Annotated in this window: 17 protein-coding genes, 1 tRNA gene and 1 riboswitch; of the genes, 11 read left to right on the top strand and 7 right to left on the bottom strand. The window is 53.3% G+C overall.

Features of this window, described 5'->3' with window-relative positions; genetic code table 11:
- Positions 1-122 precede the first annotated feature (122 nt).
- From HY913_00610 to HY913_00600, 3 genes are all read right to left on the bottom strand, one after another.
- Positions 123-515, bottom strand: coding sequence for a HEAT repeat domain-containing protein (locus HY913_00610; GenBank protein ID MBI4961752.1), 393 nt, complete (start codon positions 513-515; stop codon positions 123-125).
- Positions 516-520: 5 nt separating this feature from the next.
- Positions 521-757, bottom strand: a complete 237-nt coding sequence (locus tag HY913_00605) for a hypothetical protein (GenBank protein ID MBI4961751.1) — start codon at positions 755-757, stop codon at positions 521-523.
- Between the two features lie 425 nt (positions 758-1,182).
- Entirely contained in the window at positions 1,183-2,859 is a 1,677-nt protein-coding gene (locus tag HY913_00600) for a hypothetical protein (protein MBI4961750.1), read from the bottom strand.
- Positions 2,860-3,092: 233 nt separating this feature from the next.
- Here HY913_00600 and HY913_00595 point away from each other — a divergent pair, with 233 nt between their 5' ends.
- On the top strand, positions 3,093-3,392 hold the full coding sequence (locus HY913_00595; GenBank protein ID MBI4961749.1) for a hypothetical protein: 300 nt from the start codon (positions 3,093-3,095) through the stop codon (positions 3,390-3,392).
- Between the two features lie 96 nt (positions 3,393-3,488).
- Here the strand turns inward: HY913_00595 and HY913_00590 are convergent, their stop codons facing one another.
- Both HY913_00590 and HY913_00585 read right to left on the bottom strand, forming a co-directional pair.
- Complete coding sequence (locus tag HY913_00590) at positions 3,489-4,295, bottom strand: methyltransferase domain-containing protein (protein ID MBI4961748.1); 807 nt, start codon at positions 4,293-4,295, stop codon at positions 3,489-3,491.
- Positions 4,296-4,298: 3 nt separating this feature from the next.
- Positions 4,299-5,294 (bottom strand): hypothetical protein, encoded by a 996-nt coding sequence (locus HY913_00585; GenBank protein MBI4961747.1) that lies wholly within the window; start codon positions 5,292-5,294, stop codon positions 4,299-4,301.
- 1,112 nt (positions 5,295-6,406) lie between these two features.
- On the opposite strand from HY913_00585, the gene HY913_00580 reads away from it, so the two are divergent.
- The 3 genes from HY913_00580 (at position 6,407) to HY913_00570 (ending at position 8,258) form a co-directional block, all read left to right on the top strand.
- Positions 6,407-6,937 (top strand): transposase, encoded by a 531-nt coding sequence (locus HY913_00580; GenBank protein MBI4961746.1) that lies wholly within the window; start codon positions 6,407-6,409, stop codon positions 6,935-6,937.
- Entirely contained in the window at positions 6,934-7,563 is a 630-nt protein-coding gene (locus HY913_00575) for a hypothetical protein (GenBank protein ID MBI4961745.1), read from the top strand. The genes HY913_00580 and HY913_00575 overlap by 4 nt, the downstream gene beginning before the upstream one ends.
- A 455-nt stretch (positions 7,564-8,018) precedes the next feature.
- On the top strand, positions 8,019-8,258 hold the full coding sequence (locus HY913_00570) for a hypothetical protein (protein ID MBI4961744.1): 240 nt from the start codon (positions 8,019-8,021) through the stop codon (positions 8,256-8,258).
- Positions 8,259-8,513: 255 nt separating this feature from the next.
- Here HY913_00570 and HY913_00565 read toward each other — a convergent pair.
- Positions 8,514-8,588: transfer RNA gene (locus tag HY913_00565), tRNA-Ala, on the bottom strand.
- Between the two features lie 270 nt (positions 8,589-8,858).
- Here HY913_00565 and HY913_00560 point away from each other — a divergent pair.
- Both HY913_00560 and HY913_00555 read left to right on the top strand, forming a co-directional pair.
- Positions 8,859-10,319: a metallophosphoesterase gene (locus HY913_00560; GenBank protein MBI4961743.1), complete on the top strand. Its 1,461-nt coding sequence runs from the start codon at positions 8,859-8,861 to the stop codon at positions 10,317-10,319.
- A gap of 267 nt (positions 10,320-10,586) precedes the next feature.
- Positions 10,587-10,859, top strand: a complete 273-nt coding sequence (locus HY913_00555; protein ID MBI4961742.1) for a hypothetical protein — start codon at positions 10,587-10,589, stop codon at positions 10,857-10,859.
- A 48-nt stretch (positions 10,860-10,907) separates the two neighbouring features.
- Here HY913_00555 and HY913_00550 read toward each other — a convergent pair whose 3' ends face one another.
- Positions 10,908-11,903 carry a methyltransferase domain-containing protein gene (locus HY913_00550; GenBank protein MBI4961741.1) on the bottom strand — a complete coding sequence of 332 codons (996 nt, stop codon included), beginning with the start codon at positions 11,901-11,903 and terminating at the stop codon, positions 10,908-10,910.
- 695 nt (positions 11,904-12,598) lie between these two features.
- Between HY913_00550 and HY913_00545 the strand changes: the two genes are divergently transcribed.
- From HY913_00545 to cbpB, 5 genes are all read left to right on the top strand, one after another.
- A complete protein-coding gene (locus HY913_00545; protein ID MBI4961740.1) occupies positions 12,599-13,441 on the top strand; it encodes an RNA methyltransferase in 843 nt (280 codons plus the stop codon).
- Between the two features lie 52 nt (positions 13,442-13,493).
- Positions 13,494-14,288 carry a prolipoprotein diacylglyceryl transferase gene (locus tag HY913_00540; protein ID MBI4961739.1) on the top strand — a complete coding sequence of 265 codons (795 nt, stop codon included), beginning with the start codon at positions 13,494-13,496 and terminating at the stop codon, positions 14,286-14,288.
- 119 nt (positions 14,289-14,407) lie between these two features.
- Positions 14,408-19,519: a tetratricopeptide repeat protein gene (locus tag HY913_00535; protein ID MBI4961738.1), complete on the top strand. Its 5,112-nt coding sequence runs from the start codon at positions 14,408-14,410 to the stop codon at positions 19,517-19,519.
- Between the two features lie 104 nt (positions 19,520-19,623).
- Positions 19,624-19,801: riboswitch (cobalamin riboswitch) on the top strand.
- 78 nt (positions 19,802-19,879) lie between these two features.
- Positions 19,880-19,969: a modified peptide precursor CbpA gene (gene cbpA / locus HY913_00530; GenBank protein MBI4961737.1), complete on the top strand. Its 90-nt coding sequence runs from the start codon at positions 19,880-19,882 to the stop codon at positions 19,967-19,969.
- 79 nt (positions 19,970-20,048) lie between these two features.
- Complete coding sequence (gene cbpB / locus HY913_00525) at positions 20,049-21,464, top strand: peptide-modifying radical SAM enzyme CbpB (GenBank protein MBI4961736.1); 1,416 nt, start codon at positions 20,049-20,051, stop codon at positions 21,462-21,464.
- Positions 21,465-21,481 lie beyond the last annotated feature (17 nt).

Below are 21,481 nucleotides of genomic sequence, written 5' to 3'. Positions count from 1 at the left end.
GTCTCCAGAATGCACAGCTTAGTTCCGGACACTCTACCATGATCTTTCTCAACTCCGCAATCATTTCTAGTACGTGGGGCCAGTTTTCAAATGGCTTCTTGAAATGTCGGCTCGCCCGGCTCTTATTCACAGGATTCTCTCTCGGGGTATCCGATCTTCTTTGACAAAAACCTGGCCACTTCTTTGCGTACGTAAGGGTCTTCATGCCGTAACGCCTCTATCAGAATCTTCATCGCGCGAGGATCGTCTATCTGTGTTAGCGCCCAAGCGGCTCCTCTTCGAATTGACGGGTCATCATCTTTGAGGGCCTCCGCGAGCGCTATTACCGAAGAAGGATCTTTGAATGCTCCGAGATTCTGCACCGCCCAGATCCTTCTGGCGCAGGACGGACTCTTGAGTTCGTTCACGAGATTGTCCACAGGGCTCTCAATCTCACAGCCGAGGCACGCCACCGAGATCAGAAGTATGGGCAAGACTTGACAAATCCTGAGTCTTTTTCGCAATTGAGCATCCATGACGATCAACCCTCGCTTTCCGCGATTCCAGAAATGTCGTCGTTGATGTTGGCTGCCTGCCTGACGCAATCTGTCGAAGGCACCTCGGACTGTTCCGAACGCCTTCCCAAGAGGAATTCCACGGAAGGTCCGATCTTGGCTCCACCGTTCAGCAACAGTCGCATGGAATCCTGGGATAGAGACGACGGTAAAGACATCTCCGCGGGACTGATCACACACGCGTTCTTGCGGTTCCCTTTCATGGCTTGCCTTCCTTTCCGAAGATTTGTTGTCCGCGGTTTTTCCGCATCTGCATTACCTTTCGGAAAACGTCGACAAGTACAACAAAATGTATGGGTGAAAACGCTTGTATTTCTGTTAGGCCGCCAACAGGCAATGTGGTGGGTTCGCTGTATTTAATCCTTGAGCATTTTACGAACAGCGCGTCAATCATGACGAGAGAAACTGAAATGACAGCGGCGCCTGAAAACGTACGGCGAGAAGTGCAGTTCCTCGGCAGATTTCCTTCCGGATGCAGAGGACAGGCTCTTCAGATTGAAGAACCAATGGCAGGCAGGTGCGAGAAAAAGAAAGGCTCTCGCCGCTTCAGCCGAAGCTCACGAGAGCCGGTACGGAGTCGTTGGATGTGCTGTGAATCGGTTTCTTGATCCACAGCTCTCGAAACTCCCTATTTAATCAGTGGATCCATAGGGAGTTTGCCGTGCTTTGTCTTCCAATCCCAGTTCACGCCTTGACCGCGTAAGCCCCCCCCCGCGAGATAGGCATAGTATTTCCATTGATCTACCGTGCCACCATTGTCAGTATAAAATCGCCGGTCCGAAGAGAATATCCCGCCGTTCATCGCATCGAATTCTTTGAATCGATCAACCTTCACGCCGCGAGTATCACCATTGGGGCGTGCTTCGTTGTCTCCGTTAGGGCCAAGATGGCTCTTCAGCCAGAGCATCGCCTTGGTGGCCTTCCCACCTCCATTGCCATCAACCGAGCAATCCTTACCATCATTTCCTTCACCATTATTTCCTTCAAAGGCTTTCAATTGGTCCTCCCTGTACATTCTTCCGTATTCCTCTCTGATTGTCCTCATTCTCGGAGTTTCCGTTTCAGGATCGCCGGACCAACGCTCGCCCGCGTAATCGAATGCCTCAACATCACCGTTCTCGTTGAAGACTAAGTCACATGGTGATTCGTCGCGTGAATCTCCTTCCCCTGCCGCCCCTGCGGCAGCCCCTGCGCCAGCCCCTGCGCCAGCCCCTGCGCCACCAGCCGCTGCGCCAGCCGCTGCGCCAGCCGCTGCGCCCATATCTGACTCGACCCCACCCCTCTGGGCCGCGCCGGTAAAATAACCTCCTATTCCACCAGGGATTTCCGGCGGGGCGCCTTGCGCCGCGTACCCCTCAGCAAAAGGGTTTATGGGGTTATAGCCAGAATTCCATTTCCCTCGTGCCTCTGAGGCCTCTACTACACTCGATGGACCTGCAGAGTTGTCTGGGATGACATGACGATCACGTGGCACCAGCTTCACCTGGAGATCCTGTGGCAGTATTTTTCGAGATACCAGCCGAGGGACCAGTTTCAAGTTGTTCCCAGATTCGACCATGGGCAAGCTCGCGTGAATCTTGTCTTTTTCAGAAAACCCGTAGACAGAGGGATTTACCGGTTGATCCGTGCTATTTTTGACTAAACCTTTGACTAGAATGGCCTTTGCCCTGACAAGTTTAACCAAGTTCTCACGATTTAGGAACTGTCTTGCTATAGCCCTCGTCTTGTCGCCCGTGGCCGGATCGGTGAATGTTTCAGGATTTATCGCAGATTGTCCTTTGGAGGAATTTTGCGAGGTGGCTATGCTTGCGTTGGATACTAATTTTCCCGAGGTCGTAGCATCGATGAACGGACTTGCTATTGCCTTCGTCTTGTCGAGTCCAGCCTTAGCCGCTGACGTTTTTGTCACCATGGAATTGATTCTTGCCATTCGTTCAGCTCTGGCAGAGTCGATGAACTGCCTTTGCATTGTCCCGATCCCGGCCTTAGCGGCTCTGCTGACCATATTCGAAGTAATGGAATTATCTGGATTGTTGTAAGCCCTTGCCGTCGGTGTGGCGACTTTGGCTGGACTCGCTAGGTGAATACTCTTCACGAATGGTTTTTGAATGGATAGCTTCACGGCTCTCTTGGCTACGCGCGAACTCGTCGGATGAACCGGTTTGCTGTAAGTCTTTGCCATTGGCGTGGAAGCCTTGGCCGCTGTTCCTTGGTACCTGGCCAGACTGGTTGTCGGTGAAATCATGCTGGCGGCAAATACCATCGCCAGTAAAATTGCGATCATCTTCGTTGTCTTCTTTTTCATCTTCTGACTCCTTCCTGATCTGTTGGCTGCTCTCAGCCTGGTTTCATGCCCTTAGAATTACTGTTCGGAAGGAGGAGAAAACGATAACAAAATTGTTCTCTGGACCACAATTGATTGGTTTCTTTCCTTTTTTTGAGGCGAGAAGAGGACCGGATGATCCCGGAAGGTTTTCTCGTCATAGACACGGTAATTAAATGTAGCCTGAAATAGCGTTCTCACAAACACGGGCTGATGTGGCCAAAGATCATCCGGACGTCCATATTCTTCCTTCTGGAACGTCAGCTCGGTTCGACACAGACAGCCGAGGTCTGGATGCTTTGGTTGAAGCTGTCAAAGAAATCTTCCCGAAGAGTATCGTGCTGGAAGCCACCGGCGGATATGAGAGAGTCGTAGCGGCTTCTCTCACGACTGAAGGCATGCCGCCAGCAGTGGTCAATCCTAGACAGATCCGAGATTCATGCATGCGCAGACTGCTCGGAATGATCAACGCTATGATGAAGAGCAAAGAGCCCCCCATGTCGTTTTCCGCTTGACCATGAACACAGTCACTACGTCCACTGAACCTTTCTCGCGAAACTCAGTGCGCTCCGGAATAAAACCTCCTATCCGCCTGACACCCGTCGCTGGAATCATTTCCTGGCAACGATCATGATCAACGGACTGTACGTAAACGTGTCCGGGCTGTCGATCATACGCTTGAAGTCTTCTGCAAGTCGATCCAGTTCGCTCCTGTCAGGATACACGGGCAGCAGGTTCTCTCGGAGTGTGTCTATCTTCTGGTGCCAGTTGTTTTGCTCCCTCGCACAGGGGATTCCCGCGATCAAGTGGTGAGGCACCATGTGAGCCTCGATTTCGGAAAATCCGACCGTCCGACAGAAATGGTACAGTTTCCTGCCCACCCAAGGATCGAAGCCCGTGGAAGCCAGCATACGCATTACCTTCTGGATTCCTGATTCCAACTGAGGATCAATGGGGTAGTGAAACAGACAATTCCCGTCCAGGTCTGCGCACACCACCAGCCCGCCGGGCTTTGTGACGCGTTTCATTTCACGGATTGCGGCAACGGGATCGGGCAAATACTCCAGGAGGAACCGAGTCCACACGAAGTCGAATGTGTTGTCCTCGAACGGCAGGGAATAGACGTTAGCCTTGCGAAATTCCACGTTGTCAACACCGCTTTCTCGGGCCAATGCTCGCGCCTCGGCTATTCGTTCATCGCTGGAGTCAGCTCCTACTGCCGTGGCAGGAGCCACAATCCGTCCCATCTCCACCGTGACCGCCCCGGATGCGCATCCCACGTCCAGTGCGAACATCCCGGGCTCTAATCCTGATGTGAAAAGCTGTGATCTTGCAGCAGCTTTGTCGGTTTTGTTTCGTATCCTGGCACCCTCGGTGCAGTGCTCCATTAGGTAATCGTCGGTGAATTCTGTAGACATCGTTTATCTCACTCCTATTCCTTGGTAGTAATCTCTGAAGTGCTCGACGGCTCGGGCGAAGTTGCCTTCGGTCGCGATGATCATCTCTGCGTACTGCTTCGTGGTATTGAGGCCCGCGTTTGTAAACGAAATCTGATTGTCGCTTTCCGACAAACCGACCACAAACCGCCTCCCTTTGGCCAGATAATGGTTCACTGAGCCGGCCACCAAGTTCTGCTCTGCCACAGGGTCCTCTGTGAACATTGTAGGTGTGAACGCGTTGAGCAAGAACGATAGATTGATTCCCAGCGACGAGCAGTCCATCGCAGAGTAGCCGATGATCTGACCGTCCTGCCTCGCTACCAGGATTTCACGTTGTCGAGTGAGCCCTACCAGCGCATATTTCCGTGAGGCGTATTGCATTGAAATGTCACTGGCTCTCAACCCCTTCGAATCGATGAGAAGGGACGAATGGTGTTTCTCCGCGGCGAATTCAAAGTTCTTGTATTCTGCGGGCTCCAGATACTCAATGCTGAGGCCCGCCCGCGAATTCAAGGGGATCGCCTGGGTTAGATTGCCGGTGTAATAGTGATACACGTGGTGCTCGTACGATCCCTCCCGAAGTTTCGGCATCAATTGACCGAAAATGAGATTGGGCCACTTATTTGTCGGACGGTACAGAAACCGCACGTGATCACACCGTGGGTTGTCCACCGCCCACTGGCAGACGTCCAAGAGGTTTCCGAGTACCCCACCGGGATCGTGCACTCCCACCGCATGCTGGATCATCCATGTTCGATCGCAGTACTGCGCAATGCAAATAGAACTCGACAGCGAATCTGCCTTGGATTTGTAATTGAACCGAAAAATGCCGTCTTCCGACGCGAGCAATTTGGTCCAAGTTTCTTGGATCTCCGGCCAATATGGGGCCAGAGCCGCCTTCTTTTCCGCGTAAAGAAACCGAGCCCTTTCATAAAGTGACTCCACCTGGTCGAATGTAATGGTTCTCGTCGGTTCCATGACTCTCCTCCTTGCGTTGTCAGGCCGGCTATGAGCTCGGCCTTTGGTCTACCTGTTCGGGGGAAAGCGCAAAGTACAACCGAAAAAATGGAGAGCGTGGTATTCAGCGCCGAGGGATATCAGTCCCCACAGTAATTGCCGGCAAATACCGGAGCTTGAGATTTCCTGTTACCTTTTTCCACTTCCTGCGAACCGAAATTGCAGTGCCGGAAGAAAATCTTGAAGCAGTCAAGGTTGCACAACAATACGGATATCAGGAAAGGAGACTCACCAAATGACAAGCAGTGTAAAAGGATTGGCAGTGGCGGTCGCGCTCGCGTTTGGGATGACAACCATGGCAACAGCAGCGCAGCATGCTTATGCCAGGCATTCGACAAGTGGCCTGTCTCAAGCCTCTCAGCGGGTTCACAGCGTCACCGCTCACCCAAAACAGGCCTCTGGAAAACTTCAAAACTCTTACAAGATTCACAGTGCCCACGCCGTAGGGAACAGTGCGGCGGGAAAGTATGGCAGCGGCAAGACGGGCGCGAGTAGAGCCAACAAATTTGACGGTTTCGGTAAGCGGACTGGTGACTTGAAGAGCAAAAAGTCCGGGATTACAAACTCGGGCACTCAGAAAATGGCTCTACCGAATCCCTTACCCCGGCCAACCGATCGGAAGGCGGCTTTGCCAAATCCCTTGCCCATGCCGGTGGATCAGAGGGCAGCTTTGCCGAATCCGTTGCCCATGCCGGCGCAATCTACAAGGTGACCGGGCAGGAAGCATTGCAGTGATTGGATAGAGTCTAAACGCCGTACGTCACCGCGGAGAACGCAGAGGCGGCTAGTCAGTCATCACGGCGCAAGCCGGGAACCGGATTCCTCTTCCGGACGCCGACTCTCGTAGAAATGACGCTCGCTCTGACTCGACCGCTGGGGCGGCCTCCCAAGAGTGGGATTCAGATCAGGCTCGTTGATCTCCGGTTCCAGGCAAAGACGTGGGGCAAGGAGCCCAGAGTGGTCACCAAGATCAAGTGGCATGACGTAGAGCCCTTTCCAAGGATCGGGTTCATCGTCACCAATTCCAAGCTCCCTGCTGGGAAGGTGGTGAAAGTGTGCAACGGACGGACGATATGGAGAGTAGTATCAAACAGAGTAAGAACACGTTGCGCCGGGATAAGACGAGCCGCCATCGCTTCGCCGCCAACCAAGCCCGGTTGCTCATGGGAGTCTTGGCCCACAGCCTCCTGCACATGCTCCGACAGTTCTATCTGCGTGGCGAGGAGGTGAAACGTTTAATGGAATGGCTGATCAAGCGCTTGGTCAAGGTCGGAGCGAGCGTGTCGTATCACGGTCGGAGGTGGAATGTTCATGGGGCGTCGGCATTTCCTTTGGCTCGACATTGCCGCACATTTTTTTCGAGTGAGAGCCGACAGAATATTTTTGACAGTCGAGAGGACCGTGGGGTAGGCTCAAAAACAAGAAGAATCCGGCGTTGTCAGCAACGTTACTGTGGTGTTGCCGACCTCTTGTCTCATGAGGGACCATCAGGGGTCTTGTTGGGTGTCAGGGGGAGACTGTCGAGACAGGATTCTGGGGCACCGGCCCCGAAATGGCAACACCGCCGCATAATTTTGGGCAATAGGCCATTCAGGAAAAGATGAAACCACATCTCCTCTTTTTGCTCTCGGCTATGGGCGCGTGGTCCCCCGTTTGGGGGATTATGGGACTGTGGGGTGTCGTCACCAAAAAGCCGTTTGTGTCATCCTTCAAGCGGCACCTGGAGGTTTGGGCTATTTTGATGGCATTCCTTCAGTTTCTGTTTCGGTTCCTTTCCGGGGAAGGACCAAAGACTCCGGAAGGCGTAGTCGCCGACGTTGCTTTTATTGGCTTTTGGACGATCATCGTGGTCATCATCGCGCGGGTTCTGCCGCCAGGATACAGCGCATACGGTGTCACCGATGCGTCTTTCCGGGAGGGGCTGCTGGCTTCTTTGACAAAGCTGAAATTGACTTATGAAGACACGTCTACCGGCTTGAGGTTGTCTACAATAAGCGCCGATCTCCGGGTAACAGCCCCAGGGTCAAGGTGGAGAGCCGGGTCGGTTGACATGATGCAGCGGGGTTTCGACAGAGTGCTGCGCGATATCGCGAAGGGGATGAATGAGTACTATCGGAGCGGCGCGGTGGTAGAGGTAAACATGAACTGCTTTAGGGTGCGTGTGCTTCTAGCTGTATTATCGGCAGTCGTTACCGGACTGGTGTTCTGGTCGAAGTTCGGCAAACTTTGAGATGTCCTGGTTCTCGAAACCGGTGACTCAATTCGGCCGGCAAAGGCAAGACCGCCTCATTATGCGGGTTAGAGTCTCAAGGAGAGTGCTCCACGTCTCGTGTCAGACTTACCATATTGGCCGTGTTTCTGGTTTGTTTGTGCGGCCCTGTCGCCGGTGAGAAAGTCAAAGTTCCCACCACCACTTATTCCGAGGGTGTCTTCCAAATCACACTGCCGTCCACCTTTCAAAAGGTGCCGCCAGGTTCGGTGCTCGACCAAATGCAAAAGGACTTCGCGCCACTTGCCACCGAGGCCTGAGCGAAGCCACTGTTCTTTTCGGTGTTTCTCAAGTCACCTGCTGACAGACTATTCATCGTACTCGCTGGAATAAATGTTCCTGGGCCTTTCAATCTGGATCAAATGCTCAACGCTCGGATCAAAGCGTTTCCGCGAGATATGGAATCGGGAAAAGCGTTGAAAACCAGTGTAGGCGTGTCAAGAATAACAGTAGACAACGTTGCCAGTGTATTGACAGACCGCGAGACGCCACGCGGATCGCGTTTCATCAATTACTTTTTCGTCCGTCCCGAAAGTCCCGATCAGGTGTTTTCTTTGGTCATTGCCGATGATATTGTCAAGTACAAGAGCAATGAAGCCGTTATTGCAGACATGATCAAATCTTTGAAGATTTCGCGAGACGTGCGGTGGAAATAGTCGTGGCTGTTCGCGCTTGCAATTCAAAAGGGTCACCCATTAAGAGGTCCTCTGTCAAGGCAAATGGTTCTCCGTGGTAAGGGGTCACCAATGAAGTCTTAAGGTGAATCACTATTGCCTTTTCTGCAGACACCTCTACTGAAGTTGGACACTGGGAAATGCTTGACAGTCACTATTTGGACACCGAGGGGTCAGAACAAGAAAATCAGGATGCCGCCTCGTAAGTATAACATCCTGATTCTTTGTGAAATTCCTTGGTGGAGATGAAGGGATTTGAACCCTCGACCCCCGCGTTGCGAACGCGGTGCTCTCCCGCTGAGCTACATCCCCACAAACGCGAAGAATACCACCGCGACTGACGAGTGTCAAGGCCGGTAGACGCAAACGTGTCACGAGAACAATCGCCTGAGGTGGCCATTTTTGAGCACGACGCCCAGGTCCCAAGATGAACATCGCGCCCTGTAGAGATCGCCGCTTGCCCGCACAAACCTATGGCCGTCCTTCCTTCCACCGAGGTGATTTTCCGTGCTTATTGTGCTTTAAGGGCATAATCTATTACAATGACCTTCCAGAGCACCAGCCCACTGGAGAACCTCTCTCATGACAAAGATATTTTGGTTCCTTGCAGCAATAAGCACGCTTTTTCTGCTGTGCCAGTGGTACATATTCGTCTCGGTCCGGCGGTATCTTTTTGAGCGATACCAGCCCGTCTCAAGGCGGGTAGGCTACAGCGTGTTAGCCATTTTGGGAATCGCCAATTTCGCGGCCATTCAATTGTCTCTGCAAACCACTTTCGGAATTGAACTCCATGCAGGCAAACAATTTGCGGCCGTAGCTTTCTTCACGTATCTGGGAGCAGTACTCTTTCTGTGCCTGTTTTTCCTGCTCATGGGAGGAATTGCGCAGGTAATTGATCTTATTGGAGCAACTGTTTCGTGGGTCCATTCATTATTAAGGGATCGCGTGCCCCTGCCAATGGGCCAAAGAGGGTGCATCAATGCTGCATGCAGGGCGCGGTCCAAGGAATTGCCGGGAGAGGGGGTAAGCGAGATCGCTCCGCCGGAACGCGCGGCAGTGGCCACTGAACAGGGCAATCCGGCTGCGGCCGACTCCCGCTTAGACACTGAGCCGGCTGTGAGTTCTCCGGCTCGTCCGACGAGACGGGCCTTTCTCAAGTGGAGCGCAGCCGCGGGCATGGTAGCGGTGACGGGTTATGCCGGTAATGGACTAGCTGAAGCCTACCGTTCAGCTACGGTTGAGCAGTTTGACCTCTTCCACCCAGCGTTGAAGGGCCTGACCAAACCTTTGACCCTTATTCATATTACCGACTTCCATTTCGGAATGTTCTTTGGAAATCAGGAACTGGAAGCTCTGGTTGATCACCTCAATGCGTTGGAGGGCGACGCTCTCTTGATCACAGGCGATATTTTCCATTCTCCGCTCACACCGGTGGAAAGCGCAGCCTCGATCCTCAAGAATCTAAAGCAAAGGCGCTTGGGGAATTTTGTCGTCCTAGGGAATCATGATTTCTACGCAGGCGAGTGGCGCTCTGTAGCTGCTATTCGGGAAAGCGGTCTGGAGTTGCTTCGAAACCAATGGCTGACTTTCAACGAGGGGAACACACGTATTCATCTGGGCGGCATCGACGACCCCGTTGACAACTGGATCTGGGGCGCGAATTTTCCCGAATTTTCATCTTTTGCCGAGAAGGCGCCTCAGGCCGACGGATTCAGGATATTACTGTCTCACAGGCCGAGTGTTATGCCTCTGGCATCTCGAGCCGGAATGAATTTGGTTTTGGCCGGACACACCCACGGGGGTCAAATAATCCTGCCGGTTCCAGGCAATCGAGGACTGAGCCTGGCGCGCGTCGCGTCACCGTACACCCATGGCTGGTACCGTTCGGGATCGAGTCGAATGTACCTCAGTCGTGGAGTTGGTTTGACCTTCATACCGTGGCGAGTAAACTGCCCGCCGGAGATCTCGGTTTTCCATTTGAGGCCCGCGGTGGACGGCAAAACGAAGATAAGCAGAACCGATGGTGCAATCACAGGGGTTTAGATTTAAGGGCATCGTCATCTCTCGGGCAGGCATGTTAACAATCTGTCGGAATGCAAACAACTCGAATACGAGTGCGTTTTCAAATGGTGAAAACGACCTCGGAGCAAAATCAGCACTGACCTGGTGCCCAGGTCAGTGGTACCCAACAGCCATTCAACATCGACCTTGGGGTGCCACGGACCTGAGTTCGCTCATGTCCGTGCTTGATCTGGCAAATTATTCACTGTTTGAACGGGACCTGGTACAGGTCTCGGGGGACATTAGGCAATGACTAACGAAAGCACTTCGGAAAGCCATAAGAAATTGGCGGAGCAGGGTTGGCAACGCCGGTTCACAGCGGAAGAACCCCGCCTCTCGGAAATGAAGGAATTGTACGAATCGCTGGGTCTGGAAGTCCTGATCGAACCTGGAATGCCCGAAGATGATGAAGAGTGCCGGAGCTGTTTCGATGAAGTCGGTTTTGAAGACAGGTACAAGACAATCTACACCAGGGGCGAAGAGAAACCGGGCAACAGACCGGACGAAGACCTCTTTGGCTGACCGTAGTACCGGGACCTGCCGCGGCAGGAAGGCAGGCCTCCAACTTGCCTATTTAACCCCTTCAATCAGTTGATCCATGTGCTGTCCCTCCCGCGTCATGCGGACCCCCCTGAAGCCTGCCTGTTCCAGATCTTCCCGGATTTCTTGAAAGGTGAAACAATCGCCGCCGGTAGTAGCTGCGAGCATGTTTACCGCGAAAATCGCGCCCTCGGCCGGGTGAGTGCGAGTCATGTCCATGACAAAATCGCGAATGAGTATGACGCCCGCCGGCTCAAGACACTCATGTATTTTTCGGAAAAGCTCGCGATTAACCTCACGGCTGTTGCTGTGAATAATGGCTGACAGAAGTGCCAGGTCATGCCCCGCTGGGAGGTCGTCCTTCATGTAATCTCCTGCCACCAATTCCACTCGGTCGATGTAGCCCTCGTCCGTGAGCTTCTTACGAGCCATTTCAATTACCAGCGGAAGATCGAAGACCGTGGCAGTCATGTGCGGCGCGGCTTTAAGAAAAGCCACGGCATAAGTTCCAGTGGCGCCTCCGACGTCAAGCACGCGCCGAAAACGGGTCAAGTCCACGGAACGCGCTATTTCGCCTGCCCTACCGCGGCCGATGACGTGCATAGCTCCGATAAAAGCTTCCATGTCTTCCTTGGAACGTGATTCCTTGGTCGAATAGTAAGGGCTATTGCCCGTGCGAACAATCTCGGTAATATGTGACCAACTGTTCCACATTCGAACCCTGTGGAGAATCATGGGCAGAACGGTTTTATCTTCGTCATGGGTCAAAAATTCCACCACCGATTCCTCGACCGTGTAGCGTCCGTCAGCAGTTCGGGTCAAAAGGCCTTGAGCTGCAAGCGCGTCCATGAGTATCCTCACTCCGCGAGGATGCCATCCTTCGGTTGCGCACAGGTCCTCCACTGTCCGAAAGCGGCCTTTCAGTTTGGTAAAAAGATCCAGTTCAGCGGCGGTCAATAAGATCCTGGATAACTGGAAGGCAGCACCCGTCTCCAGCAGTCGTTCGGCGTTCCATTGTTCAGGCATGTTGGATTTCCTTTGTTTATACCGTGTGGCTTAATCCGGTCGCGCACGCGCTCGGGCGGTAACGTAACCCGAGATAGTCGCGCCAACAATTATTCGCTCACAATTTATATGTGCCTTGTACCTGCGACTTGACAACCGGTTTCTTGAGGTTAGTCTGATCATAAGGCACATTGTTAAAAGAGGCTAAACCATGAAATACGTAATAGGAGCATTCATCGGCGCAGCAGCGGGATTCGGGATTTACCTGGTGAGCTCGACCGCGGGCGCTGGATGAGCTTTATGGTGCAATCCGATCGCAGCTGTCTCCATCGGGACCGTGATCGGCATAGCACTCTCCTCCGGGTGAGGTTCGGTACGGGATGACATGGCAGCGACTGCGGTAGGACGAGGGTCGCATCGCGGACACGGGACTGGTTGAGTCGATGACCTTTCTGCTTTATTTGATGCATTAGCAACGACATATTGTTATTTGATATGCCTTGACAATACTCTCTCACCATAATATCTTTCCTTCTGTCCGGGCTTGGCGTGTTACTGGAGGTCCCCAGACTAACAGCCGCACATCACAGCCAAAATCCATGAGGCCAAATTGCCGGACGCAATCAGATGATTGAACACCAGCATTTTGCTTTCACGGCCGGTCGTTCTTCCTTCGGCCGTTCGCATCTTGGATGCAACCTGATTCGGGATCGCGGATGAAACCATCTCGAAAGGTGCAGAGAGGGTTCGGAATTCACCCTGATTGGGCGGCTTCATTGAACAATTTGCAGATCGTCCTGGTGGGAACGACCCATGCCGGGAACATTGGAGCGGTCGCGCGTGTCATGAAAAACATGGGTTTGAGGAAACTTATCCTGGTTTCTTCAACTGCATGCGGGCCTGAGACCGAAGCTTTTTCCAGGTCATCGGGGGCCTATGAGATCGTGGAGAACGCCCGCAGAGTGGAAAGCCTGGAAGAAGCGTTGGCCGAATCCCTCATGGCTGTGGGCATGTCCGCAAGGCTTGGAGGAAAAAGAGTCACGGCACAAGCACCGGAGGAATTAATGCCCGTGGTCATGCACCGAGCATTGCAGGAGCCCGTTTCCATTGTCTTCGGCAGAGAGTCCAGGGGCCTGACCAATGAGGAGATGAAGCTTTGCACTCATCATATGATAATTCCGACAGATTCTGATTTCGCGTCCATGAATGTGGCTCATGCAGCCGCGGTAGTCTCTTACGAAGCGTTCAAAGTCGCTTGCCGGCCTGTGGGCTTTCAGGCACAAAAATTCCTTCCTGCATCCGTAAAAGCGCGTGAACAGATGTACACCCACATCGAGAAGGTGCTTTCTCGAGCGGGTTTCTTGGACCGCTCCAATCCTCTGCGTATGATGCGGGACATCCGTCGAATTTTGAACAGTGCTGAAATGGATAATCGCGATGTCACCATTATTCGCGGTATTTTCCGTAAAATCGATAACATGGCCAGACTAGCTGAAAGAAAGATAAGGACCTTGGAGAAGACTTTGCCCGAATCTTCTCCTTGTGGTCTTGAGTCATGAAATCGCGTTTGGCTCCTGACAAACATCCGAGGCTGCAAAACGGTTCGTCATAATGGCTTTGCCTCTTCCTGAAATCGATCCTGTTCTGGTCAGAGTTGGCCCCGTGGAAATCCGGTGGTACGGCTTCATGTACCTGCTGGGGTTCGCCGCGGGGTACCTGGTCATCAGAGCGGAGCTTCGGCGAAAGAACGGCCCGATTCCCGTGGAGATGGCGGACGATCTGCTTTTTTATCTGATCGTGGGGTTGTTGGTCGGCGCCAGGATGGGATATGCGCTTTTTTACAACCTTGAAGCCTACGCGCAAGCGCCGTGGGAAATTTTGGCCGTGTGGCATGGCGGGATGAGCTTCCACGGTGGATTGATCGGCATGGTGGTTTCCGGTTGGATTTTTGCCCGTAGACAGGGGGCGCCTTTTATGGAGCTTGCCGACATCGGAGCATTGTCTGCCCCGATCGGGCTTATGCTGGGCAGAATCGGGAACTTCATCAATGGGGAACTGTTCGGGAGAGCCACTGCGTTGCCGTGGGGCATTGTTTTTCCAGCGGGCGGCCCTTTTCCCAGGCATCCTTCGCAGCTTTATGAGGCCTTGCTCGAGGGACCGCTGCTCTTCGGCATTTTGTGGTGGCTTAGGGTCCGTACGAGGCGACCTGGCGAGGTCTTGGCTGCTTTTCTTGTAGGGTACGGCTCATTTCGATTCATCGTTGAGTTTTTTAGAGAGCCAGACCCACAGCTAGGGTTCATTTTCGCGTGGGCAACGATGGGGCAGATTCTCTGCCTGTTTATGATCCTGGTGGGAATCGGGCTATTCGCTTATCTGCGCAAGAAATCCCGTTCGTCTCCTGGTTGAAATGCAGCCGATCAACTGATCATCCTGCATTCGGCCGGTCCAAGAGATCCCGGGAGAGGTTGAACCGGAGATTAGACTTTGATTACTAACTCATTGATTGTCAGACTGAAGGGATTGTGATGGAGCTACTCAGCAAACGCCTTTTGGCCACGGGAGCCTTTCTTCTCCTTCTTTCAATGCTGGCCTTCCCCGATCCGGCGCGCAGCCTGACCATGACTCCTCCGACCGAAAGCCCTTCGGTAGCTTTCCAAGGGACTTTCCTCGAGAAAATAATGGGAGGCGGAAGCGCCCTCCGGTTGAATGTGGAAACACCGGGTCGGCCGGAAATATGGCCCAGGAAACCCGCGGAACAAGTTCAGGCACCGGAAGCTCCGGAGCCGCCCGCGGAGTCTCCCCGAGAGACCTCACAGCCTGCGGCCCCTGTGCCGGATGCCACCACCGGAGGAGCGGCGCTCGAAGGGGAGCAGCAGCCCGAAGTCAAAAATACTGACGCGGCTGAAAAACTCCGTCCAGTCCCGGAACCCAAAGATGCCAAGAAAGCGGAGCCCGCTTCCGCGGTACTGAAAAAAGCCGCGGAGTTCCTGAAGCAGAAGGACTATGAGGCAGCATTGGCCCAATACCAGTTGGTGCTGAAGAAAGGGTCTTCGCCTGAGGATCAGAAACTCATGGCCGCGGCGCTTAGCGGGGCCGCAAGCGCAAGCCATCATTTGAATCGTGACAAAGAGGCGTTGAACTATGTAAACCGCGCCATAATACTTAACCAGTCGTTGAAAAATGCTAAAGAGCGCAGCCTGAATTATCTCCTCTCCGGCCGGATTCTCATGGCCCAATCGAATTACTCGCTAGCCCTCAAGTCGTACGAGGAATCGCTGAAGATACTCCCCACGTCGGAGTCCTCGGAAATGCCACGCTTATTGGAGGAGATGGCCACGTGTTTGATGCGGCTGGACAAATACTCCGACGCGTTGAGCACCCTAAATCGCCTTCTATCGGCCTTTGCCAAGGAGAAGAACGACGCTGAAACGGCCAGAATAAGCCTGATGGTGGGAGAAATCCAAGTCTCACGATCCGACTTCCGTTCAGCGAGAAGTAATTTCCAGAAAGCCGAGAAGATTTACAGAGAGATGAACCGGGGCCAGGAAGCAGGCGAGACGCTATTCAGAATGGCATACATAGATCAAATCCTCGGTGATCTAAAATCCGCCCAACAGGCAGTGGAAGAGGGCCAGGCGCTTCTCAAGGAAAATGGGGATGTAAGTGTGAATGGCCTGCCATTGATGGTCAAGGGCATGGCCGCGTACAGCGAAGGGAAGATTATTCCGGCCGTGAAGAGCCTTACAGCAGCCCTTAACCAGTACGAGAAGGCCGGCGACCGCATGATGGCCGCCAGGGTGAGGCTTACCCTTGCAAACCTTGAAATGGACAGATCCAACCTGAAGTCCGCTCTCGAAATGGGAGGAAGGTCACTCGAAGAATTCAGGAGCTTGTCCGCAGCCGGCAGCGAATCTGCCGCCCTTAATTTAATAGCGGAAGTCTATTTCCGTCAGGGATTTGTTCAGAAGTCCCTTGAATACGCTCAGGAATCATTGGCAGTCGCCAAGAAAGTGGCTGATAGAAATCAAATGGCGCACTCCCGAGTCCTTCTGGCCGATATCCACAGCAGCCTCGGAGACGTGGAATTTGCTTCCAAACTGCTGAAAGAGGCCGTCGAAGAGGCCAAGGCCGGTGTGAATCGAAGAATAAAGGCCCAGGTTTTGCTGGCGGTGGCTCGTTTCCGTTTGGCCCGAGAGGCCTGGGACAAGGCGCTTCAGGACGCTGCCCAAGCGCGGGCGGATTTCCAGGAAATCAACGACCGCCGGGGCATGGCCGACGCGGACCACCTGATGGGCCTGGCTTACGAACTGCGAGGCGAGCGGGATAAGTCGTTTAGTCTGCTTCAGGCTGCGTTGAACGAACATCGCGCCCTGTGGGACCGCTTCGGAGAGGGGCGAGATTTAACGGCACTGGGAGTTCATTTCAAGAATTTGGGCGATCATGACAAGGCCTTGGAGCATTTCAGCAACGCCCTGAACCTCCGCAACGGGATCGGTGACCGCCGCGGTTACGCGGCTAATCTAGCCAACATTGGGAACTTGAAGCGACACCAGCATCACTCGGCCGAAGCCTTGAAGAGTCTGGAAGACGCCCTGGCAGTGTATCGAGAACTGTCAGACAAGAAAGGCGAAGCTGACATCCTTACCAATTTGGGCAACGTTGATGCGGCCAGAGGCATGCAATCCGCGGCTCTGGAAAAGTTCACGATGGCACTCAAACTCCATCGAGAGATTCGTGACACGCGAGGCGCGTCCACGGATTTGGCAAGCTTGGGCAGGCTGTACCTGGCCAAAGGGGATTTGCAGAACGCGGCCTCAAATCTGGAAGAGGCTCAAAAGCTAAACAAGCGGATCTACAATCCCCGGGGCGATGTCGCAATCTTGTCGGAACTGGCCATGGTCCATCGAGCGAAAAAGAATTCACAGGCGGCCCTTTCAACCTTGAAGGCAGCCCTGGAACTGGCCGGTCAGATAAATGACTCACGCGCGGTGGCTTCAATAAACTTAAAACTCGCTACAGTCCTCGAAGATTCCGGCGAACACAATAAAGCCCTTGCCCTGCTGGGAGAAACCCTGGCAACCATGCGGCAACAAGAGGATCGGATTGGAGAGCTTTGGGCCCTGGGGAGCATTGGAGTCATCCAGGCCAAGCTTGAAGACTATGAAAGTGCGCTGGCCAGTCTGCAGCAGGCTGCTAAACTTCAGCAAGAATTGGACCTCTCTGCATCACAATCTCGTGATCTGGATTTCCATCTTGGGGAAATCTATGAAGGGTTCAGAGACTATGAGCGGGCGTTGGAACACTATCACAAGGCTTTGGCAGTGTCACAAAACCCCGGAAACGACTCGGGGCTTGGAAAAATCTATGACCGCATAGGCAACATCTATTACCAAATTGAAGAGTACGCAAAAGCCCGAGACTTCCTCGAAGATGCGCTCAGAATACATTCCGAAACCCGCAACGTGGCGATGCAGAAGACCGAGTTGATCCGACTCGGTGACGTTTTAAGTAAACTTGGGGACTCTGAGGCCGCACTTAGGTATCAACTCAAAGCCCTGACCCTTGCTCGGGAAACAGGGGACGAACGCACCGACGCCCTAATATTGACTCGCATCGGCACGCTCTATCAGATCCTGGGCCGCCAGCGCACCGCGCTGGAACATTACAGAGAAGCCTATGAGAAACGAACGAAAGTTGGCGACAGGAGAGGGGTCAATGAAAACCTTCTCCAGATAGCTCTGGTTACATCTATCCTCGGAGATTTTGAAGAGGCAGTGGCAGACTTAAAGCGCGCTTTTGAGATAGCCCAGTGCTCCGAAGACAGGAGCATGCTGTGGAAGGCCTATTTCATCATGGGACGCACCCTGGAGGGGAAGAAAAGCCCCGGAGAAGCGCTAGAGTCGTACAGAAAGGCAATTACCATTCTGGAGGCCATGGAGGCCGATATCATCGGAGAATCCGACGAAGACGATTTTATTTTCGGTGGAAAGAAGGCACTTTTCGAGACGACCTTGCGTGTTCTTATGAATCTGGCAAAGAAGGATCCGGACGGAGCGTACGATCAGCTGGCTTTGAGAATAGTGGAAAAATTGAAAGCCGCGGCATTCGAGAATGCTCTGTCAAGGATCAATGTGGACGGTTTCTCGGATTTGCCTCAAGAGCTGCTGCTGAAGGAAAAGAGTCTCCGACTAAGTCTGAGAAGACTGAACAGCCACCTGGCCGAGGAACTTTCCAAGATTAATCCGGACCAGGCAGCGATTAAGAAATTGTTGGACGAACGCAGGGCCAAAGAACAAACCTTCATGGCTCTCAAGGATCGCCTTGTCAAAGAATATCCCTCTTATGCAGACCTGCGCTACCCTCGTCCCGTCTCAGTCCACCAACTCCAACAGAGTATCGTGGATCAGGATGAAGCGATTCTCGAATTTATGGTCACTCGGAGCCGCACTTACCTGTTCGCCATCGACAAGCACCGTTTTTACACGCACTCTGTCGATTACGCCACCAAGGACCTGGAAAGGGATATAGACGCACTGACCAGACCTCTTTATCGAGCGGACACGCAGGCGAGTTGGGACCCCTCAGTTGCTTACAGGCTTTATTCGAAACTCATCAAGCCGGTGGAGTACTTTCTGGCAGGAAAGAAGACCGTGATGATAATACCTCACGGCCCTCTGTCCTCACTCCCCTTTGAGTTGCTCGTCGACTCGCAGGCCCACTCAACGAAGCGGTTCTGGTCCGCCTCGGAGCGCCCCTCTTACTTGTTGGAGAAATATGCGTTTTGTTACGCCCCGTCCGCCGCGTCTTTGTCTCACATCCGAACCCGTAAGCGGGACAAGAAACCAGGATGGAACCTGGTAGCTTTCGGCGACGCGGTCTATTCCGACCCGGAAAAAAAGAAGGAATTCAACCCTGGCGCTGACAAGCTGATGGCCATGTTCACCGGTGGGCCGCGAGGCGCACGAGGAAACGAGCTAAAGCCCTTGCCCGGGGCTCGTAAAGAGATCTCGGAAATCGTCAAGATCGTGACAGGGCCTACGCAGACTTACCTCGGACCCCAGGCTACGGAAACTTTATTCAAGAAGGCCGACTTGAGCCGGTACAATTACGTGCACCTGGCGACTCACGGCGTACTTCTGAGTGGAGCAGGAAAGTTTCAGAATCAACCTGCGATCCTATTTTCCCTGTACGGCGATCAGGAAAACGACGGGTTCCTTCAAGCAGGCGAGGTGTTCGGTCTGAAGCTGAATTCCGATCTTGTGGTCATCTCGTCTTGCCTTTCTTCGGAGAAGACTCAACCCGGCGAGGGCGGCGCCATGCTGGGCTTGGCAAGGGCGTTTCTCTTCGCGGGGACGGACTCGGTAATTTTGAGCATGTGGCAGGTGAACGATGAGAGCACGGCCAAGCTTTTCATAGAAATGTACCGAAACCTTAAGGAAGGGTCCAAGTCTGACGCGCTTCGCCAGGCCAAGTTGACCCTCTTGAACAGTCCTGGAACAAGCCACCCATATTACTGGGCCCCGTTTGTTCTTATGGGAAACTGGAAAGTCAGCTTCCGTCCGTCATCAAATGCCGAAGACCCTAAAAACATGCGCTTCAAAGGTGTTTCCACATGGCGAAAGCTGCTTAGCATGTAGCCCCCCCGATCAGGGTTGTCTCCACGTGACCCAAATACGCCGGACAAACGCATTCCCAGTCCTCATGAGGGGACATTTCTCTTGACACTTGGATGCGATTTGTCGCTAAATGACCAGAAGAAAGTCTGGACGCTAACGGAACACGGTGTAAATCCGTGGCGGTCCCGCCGCTGTAATCGGTTACGAACCCCGCATATCCACTGTCCGGTCTAAGCCGGATGGGAAGGGCGGGCAGAGGTCGATCCGAAAGCCAGAAGACGGGCGTTTAGACTAGGGTAGAAATGATGGAAAAGTAGAACCCTGCACCTTCAAGGTGTCAGGGTTTTTTATTTCTTGGAGACGAAGGGAGGTGATGAAGAAATGAAGGATGTCATAGCCTATCGGAAGACCTGCTCCGCGGACGGTACCGGATTATCCCATTATATCCTGATGGGAACCAAGACCACGTGATGACCTGATAACCCGGCGGGGGTGTGGGGCAACCTTTCACCCCCGTTGAAAAACTCGGAACTGCACCAGGGGATGGCTTATGGAAATGGATAAGAATGTCAGCAATTCCGCTTCCTCGAGCGGTAGTTATTTCAATACGGGCAACGGGCCAACCATTCAACTTATCGACATCGGACACCGTGACTACGTCGCGGCAATCGACCCGGACACGGCGTTTTGGTCTCTTTTGAGAAAAGAGAAAATCAGCGAAGCACTTGACGCCTCAAGTCATCTCATGCAGGAGTTCCGCAAGAAACGAGGCACTTTTGCTCAAGAAATGGAACTTCTTCGGTTCGGTCTCCAGCCTTCCGCTGTCTACTTCAACCCCACTGAACGGTGCAACCTTAACTGCTCCTATTGCTATATCCCTGCAGAGATGCGACGAGATGGCTCCCAAATGTCTCAGGAAGAACTTATCAAGGCCTTAGGAATCCTGAAGAAGTATTTCAGCAAGGTCGTACCCGACGGAAGACTTCCTCAAGTGGTCTTCCATGGTTCGGAACCGATGCTTGCCCGCGATACGGTCTTTGCCGGGATCGAAAAATACAAGGATGATTTCAACTTCGGGATTCAAACGAACGGCACGCTCCTGGACGATGAATCCATAGAATTCCTGACCTCCCGTGGCATCGGCATAGGACTCTCGCTGGATGGTCACGAGAAGGCCGTGGCAGACCTGACCAGAAAGAACTGGACGGGTGAAGGATTCTTCGGGAAGGTCGTCTCGGCCATCGAGAAGTTGAAAGGATATCCGAATTATAACGTAATCTGTACGGTCACGACCCAAAACATGGAATATCTCACCCAAATCGTGGATTTCCTTCACCGCATGGAAGTTCCGATCGGGATGCTCAACCCTGTGAGATGCACGAGGCAGGGTGCAAGGGACATCAAGCCCCCGGATTCAGACCTCTCTGCGCATTATCTAAAGGCCTTGGAACGCACCTTCGAGCTTTACCAAGAGACAGGACGAAAGCTAGTAATAGCCAATTTTGCCAATGTTCTTGTAAGCATAGTTGCTCCTCTTGCTCGGAGGCTTATGTGCGATATTTCGCCTTGCGGGGGAGGAAGGTGCTTTTTCGCGGTCGGAGCAAGGGGTGACCTATTCCCATGCAGCGAGTTCGTGGGGGTGCCGGAGTTCAACGGAGGGAATCTTTTCAGGGACGATATATCGGGCGTGTTGAAATCCGGGCCTTTCAAATCCGTCACCGGAAGGAGGGTGGAAGACATTACTCCGTGTTCTGCCTGTGCTGTCCGTCATTTTTGCGGCTCCCCGTGTCCCGCGGAAGCTCATGAAATGAATGGGGGGATGAATAGGCCCGGCGCCTTCTGTGAGCTGTACGAAGATCAGGTTCGTTACGCCATGAGGCTTATCGCCGACGGGAGAGAAAACGCTTTTCTTTGGGATGGGTGGGATTCGGGAACTTCAACGACGTTGGACATTTCTTCGCTGTGACTTAGGCTTTGAGATCG

Origin of the sequence: Desulfomonile tiedjei (assembly GCA_016212925.1) — a bacterium.
Lineage (GTDB): Bacteria > Desulfobacterota > Desulfomonilia > Desulfomonilales > Desulfomonilaceae > JACRDF01.
The sequence above is the reverse complement of the archived record's forward strand: the minus strand, read 5'-3'. Positions and strand labels throughout refer to the sequence as shown.

What these genes read in the sequence shown, in the direction of transcription:
- HY913_00610 (MBI4961752.1), bottom strand. Translation starts at nt 515, where the DNA reads ATGGATGCTCAATTGCGAAAAAGACTCAGGATTTGTCAAGTCTTGCCC.
- HY913_00605 (MBI4961751.1), bottom strand. Translation starts at nt 757, where the DNA reads ATGAAAGGGAACCGCAAGAACGCGTGTGTGATCAGTCCCGCGGAGATG.
- HY913_00600 (MBI4961750.1), bottom strand. Translation starts at nt 2,859, where the DNA reads ATGAAAAAGAAGACAACGAAGATGATCGCAATTTTACTGGCGATGGTA.
- HY913_00590 (MBI4961748.1), bottom strand. Translation starts at nt 4,295, where the DNA reads ATGTCTACAGAATTCACCGACGATTACCTAATGGAGCACTGCACCGAG.
- HY913_00585 (MBI4961747.1), bottom strand. Translation starts at nt 5,294, where the DNA reads ATGGAACCGACGAGAACCATTACATTCGACCAGGTGGAGTCACTTTAT.
- HY913_00580 (MBI4961746.1), top strand. Translation starts at nt 6,407, where the DNA reads ATGGAGAGTAGTATCAAACAGAGTAAGAACACGTTGCGCCGGGATAAG.
- HY913_00575 (MBI4961745.1), top strand. Translation starts at nt 6,934, where the DNA reads ATGAAACCACATCTCCTCTTTTTGCTCTCGGCTATGGGCGCGTGGTCC.
- HY913_00560 (MBI4961743.1), top strand. Translation starts at nt 8,859, where the DNA reads ATGACAAAGATATTTTGGTTCCTTGCAGCAATAAGCACGCTTTTTCTG.
- HY913_00555 (MBI4961742.1), top strand. Translation starts at nt 10,587, where the DNA reads ATGACTAACGAAAGCACTTCGGAAAGCCATAAGAAATTGGCGGAGCAG.
- HY913_00550 (MBI4961741.1), bottom strand. Translation starts at nt 11,903, where the DNA reads ATGCCTGAACAATGGAACGCCGAACGACTGCTGGAGACGGGTGCTGCC.
- HY913_00545 (MBI4961740.1), top strand. Translation starts at nt 12,599, where the DNA reads ATGAAACCATCTCGAAAGGTGCAGAGAGGGTTCGGAATTCACCCTGAT.
- HY913_00540 (MBI4961739.1), top strand. Translation starts at nt 13,494, where the DNA reads ATGGCTTTGCCTCTTCCTGAAATCGATCCTGTTCTGGTCAGAGTTGGC.
- HY913_00535 (MBI4961738.1), top strand. Translation starts at nt 14,408, where the DNA reads ATGGAGCTACTCAGCAAACGCCTTTTGGCCACGGGAGCCTTTCTTCTC.
- cbpA (MBI4961737.1), top strand. Translation starts at nt 19,880, where the DNA reads ATGAAGGATGTCATAGCCTATCGGAAGACCTGCTCCGCGGACGGTACC.
- cbpB (MBI4961736.1), top strand. Translation starts at nt 20,049, where the DNA reads ATGGAAATGGATAAGAATGTCAGCAATTCCGCTTCCTCGAGCGGTAGT.